Genomic DNA, 12,339 nt, shown 5'->3' with positions numbered 1-12,339 from the left:
GTTTCCCTCCTTAACTACGTTTATATGGTGCTGAAAGTTTGCCTTCTAATTTGGTTTGCAACCATGAAATCAAAACAATGATTACCCAATATACAAAACCAACAACTACATAAGTTTCGAAGTATAGCATTGAAGATGAAGCCAATAACTTACCAGAAGCGAAAACTTCAGTAACCCCTAAAGTAAAGACGATTGACGATTCTTTTACTAGAGATACAAATACATTTAAGGTACCAGGAACAGCATTCACAATTGCTTGAGGGATAATAACTGTTTGATAGATTTTCCATGGTTTCATACCTACAGAAAGTCCTGCTTCAATCTGCCCAGTATCAACTGAATCCAAACCTGCACGGAAAATTTCAGCTAAGTATGAAGCTTCTTTAAATGAAAAACCGATAATAGCAGCTGTCGATGCACTTAGCATAGACATTGATGGGAAAAATTGCGGTAACCCAAAATAAATAATAAATAATTGAACAACAGTTGGCACACCACGGAATACGGAAATATAAGCACCCGCTAACCAAGAAATAAAGCCATTTTTACTTCTGCGTCCAAATGCAACAATTAACCCAATAATCACGGCAAAGAACATAGAAACAATTGCTAGAAATAATGTAATAGGAATATATTTCGCTATTTCTGGAAATATTTCGATCATATATTGAAAATCCAAAGTTGACACTTCCTTTCGTAAAATCCTAATCTAATAATTTTTTCGCTAAGTAAACAGTTGTATGCAATTTTCCAGGTAACTGTTTACGTTCATATTCAACAAAGCCCCAACGTTTGTACATGTCTACTAACCATGGTAGTTGGTCAGCTGTCCCCAATGTAACTTGTGGCGTTTTCACTTGGTCTTTGAGCACTTGTTCAACATGTTGGTAAACCATTTTAGCATAACCATGACCTTTATGATCACTATGTGTTGCTAAACGACCAATATGTGGAAAAACTTGAGGACCAGGTTCTGGCCCCCATGGAAAACGCAAGGATACAGCTGAAACCATATCACCTTCAGCATTGAATAAACCATAAGTAGGGATAGTTTCTAACCAAGCAATATTTTCCTCAGTAGTTTCATTTGCTGCATCAAAGCTTACTTGATTCGTATCAATGGAGCCATACGCAGAATGGATTAGTGCTTGGTATTCTGGTTGGTCTGCCATCGTTAGTTGGCGAAATGTTACGTGTTCATTGTTACCCATTAGGCTTCACCTTGCAAGTACGTTGCATAAGCATTCAATACTTGGTCCACTTTTTCATGAGCTAAACCAGTGTATTCACTTGGATTTAACCATTGATCAATTTCAGCATCTGAATGATTTGCGGCAATTTCTGGATCTGCTTTTAACACATCACCAAAGTTCAAACCTTGTTCAAAAGATGTCATCGCTAATTTGTAGACTTTAGCATGTGCAGTTTGTTTCCCTAAGCTGTCGCTTAATTCAAACATGACTTTTTCAGACATAATTAAACCTGCTTGACGGTCTAAGTTAGCAGCCATGCGGTCTTTACGCACCGTTAAACCATCTAAAACATTTTTCAAGATTGATAATTGACCAGAAATATAAATTGAAATCTCTGGTAATGCAACCCATTCTTGACGCCAGTGCATTGCATCACGTTCATGTTCAGTCCCCATTGATTCATGTAAAAGGCTAACAGCTTTTAAGACTGGTGGTGTTAATGATGCTAAACCTTCAAATAATGCTGGATTACGTTTATGTGGCATTGTTGAAGAACCGATTTCACCTTCTGTAAATGGTTCTTCAATTTCACCGATATCAGTACGCATCAAATTGTAGAACTCGTTACCAATTTTTCCAGCAGTCCCTGAAATTAAGGCTACGATGTTCCCAAATTCAGAAAAACGGTCACGGGCAGACTGCCAGCCAATGTTTGCTGTATTTAAGCCTAAATGAGCCATTGTTTCCGTTTCTACTTCTGCACCTTTAGGACCGAATGAAGCATAAGTACCAACAGCACCATTCATATTACCGACAAAAATACGGGCTTTACTTTCTGCAAGACGTTCAGCATGACGAATGAACTCATCTAACCATACGGCTACTTTAAAGCCAAAGGTTGTTGGTAAAGCATGCATCCCATGTGTACGACCAATCATAACCGTATCTTGATGTGCTTTTGCTAATGATGCTAATTCTTCCATAATAATATGTACATCACGTTCAATAATCGCATAGGCATCTTTTACTTGAAGCATCATACCTGTATCTACGATATCTTGAGTTGTTGCGCCAAAATGCACATACTCACCAGCATCACCAGATTGACGTTCTAAGGCGTTAATTGTCCCCATCAAAGAATGACGTAAGCGTGCAGATTCGGCTGCGATATCTTCAATATTATATAAATTCACATCAGCAGCTGCTGCAATTTTTTCTGCTGCTTCTTGTGGTATTAAACCTAATTTACCTTCTGCTAAAGCCAAAGCAGCTTCAGTGTCCAAATGTTTTTGAATACGGGCTTTATCATCCCATAGGGCACGCATTTCTGCGGTACCAAAGTTATTGCCAATCGTGATTAAATCTATTGCATGTGATCCCATCATTTGCCTCCATTTTCATTTCTATTAATTGCTTGCAAAAATTCTTTTAATGTATTCTTTTCTAAATTTTCAATCGTCTGTGCGATAACATTCGCTTGTTTTTCATTTCCTAACCCATTTGCTAACTTATCCTTGATATCAGCATTACTTAGGGGATTATTCGGTGAGCCATATGGATCAAAAACCTCTGCATGAAAAGTCGTTTTATCTTTCAGTTTAACATAAATTTGTGAAGATAATCCTTTTTCTGTTTCAGGATAATAGACACGTTTCACTTTGTCTAAATTTGCTAAGACTTCATCATCCAGTGATGCATCTGTAAAATCTTTAGGATCAAATGTCCCTTTCGTTAAACCTAACAAAGTCACATATTCACCTGAAAATTTACCTTGTAATCCATTTACTGGATTAGTATATATCAACGCGGCATCTCGTCCTGGATTAAAGGAAATATCAATGCTTTCAATGTCGTCTAACTGAATTGCTTGTTTCTCATGGATTTCAAGCGATGCATCGGCTAAGCGAAATGCAGCTGAACAAAATGGATATGCTTTAAACCATAAACCCGGTGAAACAATTTCCAAAGATTCTGTCCATGGTGCAGATAAAACACTTTGCAGTTTGTTTTCATCTAAGTCAAACATATGCACTAAGCCATTTTTACCGGATAAGTAGTTAGCAGAACCCGTCATACCTTTTAGTGCCCAATCAACCGCATCTATCGCATGCTTAGCGGCAATGCCCGCTTGTAACGGTTTAGCATCAGAGCCAAATTGGAAACGATAGCCACTTGCTTGACTGGCTGCTAGTGAGAAAGCTTGATTTGCGATGCTTGCATCGATATTTAAGTATTTTATTAAAGCAGCCGTAGCACCAAAAATTCCAATAAAACCGGTTGAATGCCATCCCTTGTTGTAAATGGTTGGATTAAAAACCTGACCCAAACGACCTGCAATTTCAATTCCCGAAATATAAGCATCCAGGAATTTTTCACCTGCATCATGTGGTTTTGCTACCGCTAATAAAGCCGATAAGATAACAGCACTAGGATGACCGCGCAAATTACTTTGTGTGTCATCAAGGTCTTCATAGTGGGCGGCAAACCCATACACAAGGGCTTGATGACTTGTTTCTAGATTGAAACGTTTAGACGTTTCAGTTTGGCCATATACGATAGCTTGTTCATTATTTAATGCTAATACGTTAGGATTTTTAACCGCAAAAAAGGAGGAAGCAAGATAATCCTGTATCCCCTTTTTTGCCTCCCTAACAGCTACGTGGTTAGTTAGTGGCTTGGCATCAATTAAGCTATTGATCCAAAGGTTTTCATTCATATTGCTTCCTCCTAAAGATGAAAGATGTCTTAATTATGGTTGTGTAATATCTTCACCGTAGTATTTAGTTGATAATTCAGCTAAAGTACCATCTTCACGTAATTTCTCCAATTCAGCATCAAATTCTTCTTTCAAAGCTGTACCTGCTTCGTCTTGTGCGAATGGGAAAACAACTTCATCATCAGAGAATGTTTGTTCTAAAGTACGGAATGGTTTGTCTTTCAACGTGATTGATGATTGGATAATCGCGTAATCTTGTACGTATGCTTGAATTTGACCTTTTTCTAAGTCTAATTCTGGACCTTCACGGTTTTCATAAGTACGGATTTCGATATCTAAACCGTTATCTTCGATATATTTTGTGATGATATCGACTTTATTTGAACCTGCAACCCCACCAATTGTTTGACCTTCAAGATCTTCAATTGATTGGATATCTGAATCTGCTAACACACCTAAAGCTGTATGTGCGTATGCATATGGTTCTGTAAATTGGTAAACTTTTGCACGTTCTTCAGTCGCAGCAAAGTTGTTTGCGATTGTATCAATTTTACCAGTGTTTAATTGTGTTACTAAACCATCAAAACCACCAGTTGTCCATTCAACAGTGTAGCCTAAGTTTGCAGCAACAGTTTCAAAAACTTCTACATCAAAACCAGTTAATTCACCATCTTCTTGGTATGAGTTAGGGAATGATTGACCTGTTGCCCCTACTTTAATTACTTTTTCAGCTTCTGCCGCTGAACTAGATTCTTCTGTAGAACCTGTATTTCCGCATGCCGCTACCAATAAAGCAACTGCTGCAAAAACTAACCATTTAAGATATTTCTTCATTAAAAATCCTCCTAAAAACTGTATTCAAATATGAACTCTATAATAGCACTGAAACTGGTTGAAAGCTTATATCCATTTACGATAGTACGTAATAGGAAACCCATATCACTACAAACATGTATTTTAAGGGATTTATGTGGATTATGCTATCTTTTTGCTCATAAATCGTAACTTTTTTTTTGCCTTTTTTGTGAAAATATATACTTACGTAGTGCACGCGGTCAATATCACTTAATATTACAGAATTTTCGAAAAAAAAGACGACTAGAAAAATATTTTCCAGTCGTCTTTTCACTAAGTTTCGCAAATAGATATTTATACTTGATGTTCAAATTGTGATTGGTATAAGTGATAGTATTTACCTTTCTTTGCTAACAAGTCTTGATGATTCCCTTGTTCTAATACATGACCATTTTCCATATATAATATTTGATCAGCATTTTCAATCGTAGATAGACGATGTGCCACAATAAAGGTTGTGTGATTTTTCATCATGGTATCAAAGGTTACTTGAATGCCTTTTTCAGTCATCGTATCAATCGACGATGTTGCTTCGTCTAAAATTAACATCTCTGGACTAGTCAACATGATACGCGCGATACAAATCAACTGTTGTTGTCCTTTAGAAATATTCGTCCCGTTTTCGCTTAATTGGAAATCGTAACCATTATCCATCTGCATAATCATATCGTGGATTTGTGCTTTTTTGGCAACAGCAACGACTTCATCCATGCTTGCGCCTGCTTTACCATAGGCGATATTTTCGAAAATTGTCCCTTCAAAAATCCATGAATCTTGTAAAACCATGCCGAATTTTTGACGTAAATAAGCACGTTTCATATCCAAAGTATTAACGCCATTGATATGGATGCCACCAGCGATTGGATCATAGAATCGCATCAATAAATTAATTAGCGTTGTCTTCCCAGCACCTGTTGGCCCAACAACTGCGACCGTATCTCCGGCAGCTACATGGACGTTTAAATCTTCGATTAACGGTCTTTTTTCGTCGTAGTAGAACGTTAAATGCTTAAAGTCTACATCTCCATCTGTAGTATCAGCTTGTAGTTGATTCCGTGAAGGTGCTTCTTCTTCTGCATGCAATAATTCATATACACGTGTTGCCGCAGCTAAAGACGTTTGCATTTCATTTATAATAGAAGAAATATCATTAAAAGGTTTGTTGTATTGGTTGGCATAAGTTAAAAAGGAAGAGAAAATACCAACACTTAATTGGCCACTCAATACCGTAAAGGCACCGACAACACCCACAATAGCATATATCACCGAGTTTAAAACACGAGATGTTGGGTTAATTAATGCCCCATAAAATTGTGACCATAAACCAGATTGATGTACTTCGGCATTAATGCCAGCAAATTTTTCAACGGCTGCATCTTCAAAGGTAAAGGCTCGCACAATGTTTTGTCCATGTGCCATTTCATCAACAAAACCGCCTAGCTTTCCTCGTAAGTTTACTTGTTCAGTGAAACGGTTATATGTACGACTAGCAATAAAATATGACACAATCACTGATATAGGTGTTAGGAAAATAACGATTAAACCTATTTTCACATCGAGTGATAACATCATGATGATAACACCCAGTATCAAAATTACCCCAGAGAATAGGTTGTTAAAACTTTGTAGTAAACCGTTACCTACCAGGTCAACGTCATTAATCACGCGACTAACTAGGTCACCCAAAGAGCGACCATCAACATATCGCAACGGTAAGCGTTGGATTTTATGGAAAGAATCACGATGTAAATCCGCAATAATATGATAGGTTAATTTATTTGATGTCATGTTTTGCAAGTACTGAGCGATACCCGCAATGAAAGCATAAATGCCTAACCATAAAATAGCCGTCCACAATTTGTCATAATCTACTTGGCCGAACCCAATAATTTCATTAATGGCGCGTCCAATTTGAATAGGAATCAAAACCTGGAATACCACTGTAATGGTGGAAAATACAAAAAGTAGGATTGTTAATAAACGGTAATCCTTAATGTAGTTTAATAACCAAGAAAAAGTCTTATTATTCATGACTTTCTCCTCCTTCCTTTTGTAATTGTGAATCCACAATTGCTTGATAAATTTCACTGTTTTCTAGTAAAGCATCATGTGTACCAATTCCTGCGTTACGACCATTATTCATCACTAATATTTGATCAGCATGTTGTACAGAAGATACCCGTTGTGAAATCATCACAACTGTTGTATTCAAGGCATTTAAGGCTGCACGCAATTTAGCTTCAGTTGCAAAGTCTAAAGCTGACGATGAGTCATCCAAAATTAAGAGACGTGGTTTACCTACTAAAGCTCTAGCAATCGTTAGACGTTGACGTTGGCCTCCGGAGAAGTTTTTACCACCCTCACTCACCATTAAGTCTAAGCCTTCATCTTTTTTCTCGATAAACGCTTTAGCTTGGGCAATTGCTAAAGCTTCCCATAGTGCTTCATCAGAAACATTTGTTTTACCCATCAATAGATTTTCCCTAAGTGTGCCTGAAAATAATGTAGCTGCTTGCGGTACTAACCCAATTGCTTGACGATATTGCTTTAAATCAAGTGATTGCAAACTATCGCCATTGACATAAATAGCACCTGCATTTACATCATCATTGCGTAGCATTAGGTTAACTAATGTAGACTTACCTGATGCTGTCCCCCCAATAATACCGAAAAAATCACCCAGTTGAATCTCAAAAGATATATTTTCGATTGTATTGCGACTACCATAAGCGAAAGTTACATTATCAAACGACAAAGCCATTGGTGTATTCTGATCAACAGTAGCTGTCCCCGAAATTATCGTAGGTTCTAAATCTAACACTTCATCAATACGGCGAATACCAGCTATACCTCGACTAAATACAAGCAAAATATTTACTAATACATTCAATGCAAGTAAGATATTGTTCATATATTGGACTAAGGCAACCACATCCCCTTGCATAAACTGTCCGTTGTTCACTAATCGACCACCAAAGAACAAAATGAATCCAATCGTAATATTCACTAACAATAGACTTGAGGGATTAGCCAAAGCTTGAAAACTCCCCATTCTCATTTGTTCGCTTCTTAATTGAATATTTTCTTCTTCAAAGCGATCGATTTCATGTGCTTCATTAGCGAAGGCCCGAATATCACGAATCCCTGAAAAATTCTCACGCACAATACGGGATAATTGATCCATTTTTTTCTGGATACGTCCATTTTGTTTATTATTGTAAAAAGTAATAAAAATAAGGATGGCACCAATAATGAATCCGCCGACGATAAAAATGGGCGCTAATTCTGGGCTAACATAAAAGGCCATCAAAATTGACCCAATCAATAATACGGGTACCCGTGACCCCAATCGAATCATTAAAGCAACAGCTAATTGTAAGTTCTGTGTGTCATTTTCGATTCGTAATACCACTGAAGATGCAGTTAATTGATCCAATTGCTTACGGTCAATTCGATTTAGTTGTGAGAACATTTCTTTTCTGACAGCTGTCCCGATATCTTGGGAAACTTTAGAAGCTAAATATTGACACACCAAGGCAGACAAGTAGCCTAGTATTGGTAACACAGCCAATAAAATCCCTTGTCGTATTATCATTGAACGATCCTGCATATTAATTCCTCTGTCAATTAAAGTTGCCATGACAATCGGCACTAATAATTCTAAAATTGCTTCTACAACTTTAGCTACAAAGGCAAAAAATGCCGGACCTTTGTTTTTTAACAGTATATCTTTTACTCGCATAGGCTATATGTACCAACTTTCATTATCATTGCCTTCATCATATCATTAAATCAAATGCAAAGTCATACAAATGCCCAACAAAAAACCCAAACGTAATTTCCATCACATTTGGGTTATCAATTAAACAATTTATCAATATATTGTTAGCGAAAACCGCTTATTTTCTACTAAATTTCTTCAGTAGCAGCGATAAGTTCTGCCTCTTTAGCATCTTTCGCGTCACGCATTTCACTCAACTTAGTTTGAATATTTTCCATTGTTTCGCGGTCTAATGTGTAGAATTTCATAAATGTTAAAGCTAGAATATTTGCTGTTAACGGAATCAAGACCAAGATAATTAAAGCAACCCAACGTAACTCTGGTGTTAACGCAGTTGTTTCATCAGGATAAGCGGCACCATAACCAAAGGCAGCTAATACCCACCCAATAGACATTGGCGCCAATGATGATGCAATTGAATCTGTAAGTGAGAAAATTGTCCCCATCATACCAGATACATAGTGCCCAGATTCACTTGTTTCATAGTCGCAAACGTCAGCAGCCATAGTTAAAATTAAACCAGATGGTGAAGTTGAGAATTGACGACCACACATGTATGCGATTACAAAAGAAACGCTATAAAAGGTTAAATTACCAAAATCTAGCATACCTGGTTGTGCTTGCCAAACTAAGAAACCTAAAGCAACTAGGAAAGCGGTACCAATTTTAAGCCAAGTAACATAAGACCATTTCAAACCTTTATTACGCGCAACCGCAGAAGCTGCCATAGAAATTAAAATATTAGGCACAACCATAATTAATGAGATTTGACCTGATAATTGATAAGAACCGAATAAAATACCAAAGATTAACATTTGCGTTACTTGATCAGAGAATAATTGCGTATTCAATTTTACAAAAGCCCCTGCCATTGCTAATGTTTGTAATGGTCGGTTATTCTTAATGATTGGCCAGTAGTCTCTTAATTTGATTTCAGCATTATTTTCACCAATACCAAAGTACTCGATTCTATCCTTAGCTGAAATACCAATAACTGCTAAAACTGTTAAAACGGCAGACGTAACAATAATCATCGGAATAAACTCAGCAAAGAATGCAGAACTATATTCGTTGAATTTAGGATAAATAAAGTTTGTCACAAAGTATTGTCCACCAGTAAAAATTAAAGCTGTGAAAATACCATCAAACATTGAGAAAATTGGGCGCTGTTTCGGGTCACTTGTTAAGGCAGCTTGCCCTGCTTTTGTAACTGACGCTTGTAATGAATACCCAATTTTATGCACGATTAATGCCAAAATCAACACAGGGAATTTCCAGCCATCACTCACTAAGTGTGTTTGGAATAAAATGATAAAAGAAATTGCAGTAATAATATTACCAATAACAATTAAAGGACGATACTTACCAAATTTAGAATCAAACTTATCGATTAATGCACCTAAACCTGGATCAATAAATCCATCAAAGATACGAATATAACCTAGTAATTGACTAATAATTAAAGCAGTAAGTCCTAATAAACCTGTTGAATAAAAAGAAACGAAACCAAAACCAAATAAATATAAGTTGGTCGCCGCATTGTTTAATGAGAATAAACCAATTTGCCACAATTTAGCGCGATGGTATTTATCCTTATGATTTACGACTTGATTTTCTTGCATATTTGCCATGATTAAATCCTCCAAACGAGTTTGAGTTATTCATATATGAAAGCGCTTTATCAAAATGATAATTCAATTTTACAATAAACGGATAAAAATGCAAGCGTTTTTAGGAATATTTGTGGATTTTTTCACTAATTCGATTGAATTACAAACTAAAATTGCAATATTTTCTCAAAATAAGGCAAAAAAATACACGACCCTTTCAAAAAGGAATCGTGTATTTTTTTGCATTTTTATATATTATGCTTTTGCTTCTTCAACAACAGGTTTTTTCCATAAACCTAAAATGATGGCTGCAATAATAGAACCAATTGCCACAGATAAGATCAATAGTAACGGATGGTTACCTAAGGCTACCATTGTAATTACCCCACCGTGAGGCGCTGGTACGTTAGTAGCGAAGTATTGAGTTAAACCACCCGCTACAGCTGAACCAATGATACTTGAAGTGATTACGCGTAGCGGATCAGCCGCTGCAAATGGGATAGCACCTTCAGTAATGAATGTAAGACCCATGATGAAGTTTGTTAAACCTGATTGTTTTTCTTTATCGGTAAATTTGTTTTTGAAGATAACTGATGCTAGAGCGATAGCCAATGGTGGTACCATACCACCAGCCATTACAGCGGCCATGAATTTACCATCACCAGTATCAGTAAAGATACCAATTGAGAATGCATATGCAGCTTTATTGAATGGACCACCCATGTCGATAGCCATCATACCACCTAAAATTGCACCTAATAATACTAAGTTACCTGTACCTAAACCTTCTAGGAAGTTAATCATTGCTGTATTGATACCCGCAAAGATTGGTCCAACGATGAAGTACATAATAATACCAGTAATGAATAAAGTGAATACTGGATAGAACAAGATTGAACGAGTACCTGCAAGTGATTTTGGTAAACCTTTCAAGCTTTCAATTACTAATAATGTAACGTAACCAGCAAGGAAACCACCAACTAAACCACCTAGGAAACCAGCACCAGCTGAGTTAGCTAAAGCACCTGCTGAGAAACCAGCTACTAAAGCAGGTTGACCACCAATTGAACGCGCGATGTTACCCGCAAATACAGGAATTAAGAATGCGAATGCTGCAGAACCAATAGCATTAACGCCTAAGAATAATGATGATTCACTACCTGAAAAACGTTCAACTAAGAATGAGATAGCTAAAATAATACCACCTGCGATAACAAATGGAAGCATAGCTGAGATACCATTCATCAAGTCATTGTATAGAGACTTGAAGTTGAATTTACCTGAGCCTGCACCTTGATCGTCAGAAGCAGTGTTTTCATCGTCATCTTGGTGTTTTGCATGGTAAACAGGTGCATCACCAGATAATGATAAGTTGATTAATTCTTCAGTTTTGTTGATACCATCCGCAACTGGACGTTCAACAACTTTTTTACCATTGAAACGACCCATTGGTACATTTTTACTTACAGCAACAATGATACCATCTGCTTTTTCAATATCTTCAGCTGTTAGTGCATGTTTCACACCTTCAGAACCACGTGTTTCAACTTTGATTTGGTAGCCTAATTCAGCTGCTTTTTTCTTCAAAGCATCTTCAGCCATATACGTATGTGCAATACCTGTAGGGCAGGCTGTTACAGCTACGATATAAGGTTTTTTCTCGTCAACTTCAGTCACAACTGGTGATTGGCTCGCAGCTTCTTCCGCACGATTTTCAGCATCAATTTGCGCTTGAGCAAGTTTAATGATACCTGTAACTGCTGATGTCGTTTCAGCACCTTTAAGCGCTGAAATAAAGTCTTCGTTCATCAATAATTTAGATAATTCAGCTAAAACTTTTAAATGTGTATCAGCAGATCCACCTTCAGCAGCGATCATAAAGAATAATTCTGCTGGTTGGCCATCTAAAGATTCAAAATCTAAGCCGCCTTCTTTTTTCGCAAATACTACTGAAGTTTTTGTTACTGATTCATTTTTCGCATGCGGCATTGCAATACCGTTACCTAAACCAGTTGACATTGTGTCTTCACGTTTTTGAATATCAGCTCGGAAACTATCGAAATTGTTCACAGCACCAGCATCAACTAGTTTTTGTGCCATTTCATCTAAAATTTCAGCTTTTGTATTCGCTTTAACGTCAAGAATCATTAATTCCTCACGTACAACATCTGTAATTTTCATATA

9 protein-coding genes are annotated in these 12,339 nt (G+C 36.9%); all 9 read right to left on the bottom strand.

From position 1 onward, the window contains the following. Positions 1 to 10 precede the first annotated feature (10 nt). The 9 genes from EF384_RS02175 to EF384_RS02135 all read right to left on the bottom strand — a co-directional run bounded on the left by EF384_RS02175 (position 11) and on the right by EF384_RS02135 (position 12,336). Entirely contained in the window at positions 11 to 688 is a 678-nt protein-coding gene (locus EF384_RS02175) for an amino acid ABC transporter permease (RefSeq protein ID WP_233570010.1), read from the bottom strand. 16 nt (positions 689 to 704) lie between these two features. Next, complete coding sequence (locus EF384_RS02170; RefSeq protein ID WP_123779350.1) at positions 705 to 1,211, bottom strand: GNAT family N-acetyltransferase; 507 nt, start codon at positions 1,209 to 1,211, stop codon at positions 705 to 707. Beyond that, positions 1,211 to 2,575, bottom strand: a complete 1,365-nt coding sequence (gene purB, locus EF384_RS02165) for an adenylosuccinate lyase (protein ID WP_123779388.1) — start codon at positions 2,573 to 2,575, stop codon at positions 1,211 to 1,213. The genes EF384_RS02170 and purB overlap by 1 nt, the downstream gene beginning before the upstream one ends. Beyond that, complete coding sequence (locus tag EF384_RS02160) at positions 2,575 to 3,909, bottom strand: MmgE/PrpD family protein (protein ID WP_123779349.1); 1,335 nt, start codon at positions 3,907 to 3,909, stop codon at positions 2,575 to 2,577. The genes purB and EF384_RS02160 overlap by 1 nt, the downstream gene beginning before the upstream one ends. A gap of 33 nt (positions 3,910 to 3,942) precedes the next feature. Then, a complete protein-coding gene (locus EF384_RS02155) occupies positions 3,943 to 4,743 on the bottom strand; it encodes a transporter substrate-binding domain-containing protein (RefSeq protein WP_123779348.1) in 801 nt (266 codons plus the stop codon). A 315-nt stretch (positions 4,744 to 5,058) separates the two neighbouring features. Continuing rightward, the gene (locus EF384_RS02150) at positions 5,059 to 6,795 is read right to left on the bottom strand and encodes an ABC transporter ATP-binding protein (protein WP_123779347.1); all 1,737 of its coding nucleotides are present in this window, start codon (positions 6,793 to 6,795) and stop codon (positions 5,059 to 5,061) included. Continuing rightward, entirely contained in the window at positions 6,788 to 8,506 is a 1,719-nt protein-coding gene (locus EF384_RS02145; protein WP_123779346.1) for an ABC transporter ATP-binding protein, read from the bottom strand. The genes EF384_RS02150 and EF384_RS02145 overlap by 8 nt, the downstream gene beginning before the upstream one ends. Positions 8,507 to 8,673: 167 nt before the next feature. After that, on the bottom strand, positions 8,674 to 10,176 hold the full coding sequence (locus tag EF384_RS02140) for an MFS transporter (protein WP_123779345.1): 1,503 nt from the start codon (positions 10,174 to 10,176) through the stop codon (positions 8,674 to 8,676). A 234-nt stretch (positions 10,177 to 10,410) separates the two neighbouring features. Further along, positions 10,411 to 12,336, bottom strand: a complete 1,926-nt coding sequence (locus tag EF384_RS02135) for a PTS fructose transporter subunit IIABC (protein ID WP_123779344.1) — start codon at positions 12,334 to 12,336, stop codon at positions 10,411 to 10,413. Between the last annotated feature and the right edge of the window lie 3 nt (positions 12,337 to 12,339).

This window comes from Aerococcus agrisoli, assembly GCF_003797145.1.
Lineage (GTDB): Bacteria > Bacillota > Bacilli > Lactobacillales > Aerococcaceae > Aerococcus > Aerococcus agrisoli.
The sequence above is the reverse complement of the archived record's forward strand: the minus strand, read 5'-3'. Positions and strand labels throughout refer to the sequence as shown.

Bases quoted from the DNA above. Each gene is read 5' to 3' on its own strand.
- EF384_RS02170 (WP_123779350.1), bottom strand. From the start codon at position 1,211: ATGGGTAACAATGAACACGTAACATTTCGCCAACTAACGATGGCAGAC.
- purB (WP_123779388.1), bottom strand. From the start codon at position 2,575: ATGGGATCACATGCAATAGATTTAATCACGATTGGCAATAACTTTGGT.
- EF384_RS02160 (WP_123779349.1), bottom strand. From the start codon at position 3,909: ATGAATGAAAACCTTTGGATCAATAGCTTAATTGATGCCAAGCCACTA.
- EF384_RS02155 (WP_123779348.1), bottom strand. From the start codon at position 4,743: ATGAAGAAATATCTTAAATGGTTAGTTTTTGCAGCAGTTGCTTTATTG.
- EF384_RS02150 (WP_123779347.1), bottom strand. From the start codon at position 6,795: ATGAATAATAAGACTTTTTCTTGGTTATTAAACTACATTAAGGATTAC.
- EF384_RS02145 (WP_123779346.1), bottom strand. From the start codon at position 8,506: ATGCGAGTAAAAGATATACTGTTAAAAAACAAAGGTCCGGCATTTTTT.
- EF384_RS02140 (WP_123779345.1), bottom strand. From the start codon at position 10,176: ATGGCAAATATGCAAGAAAATCAAGTCGTAAATCATAAGGATAAATAC.
- EF384_RS02135 (WP_123779344.1), bottom strand. From the start codon at position 12,336: ATGAAAATTACAGATGTTGTACGTGAGGAATTAATGATTCTTGACGTT.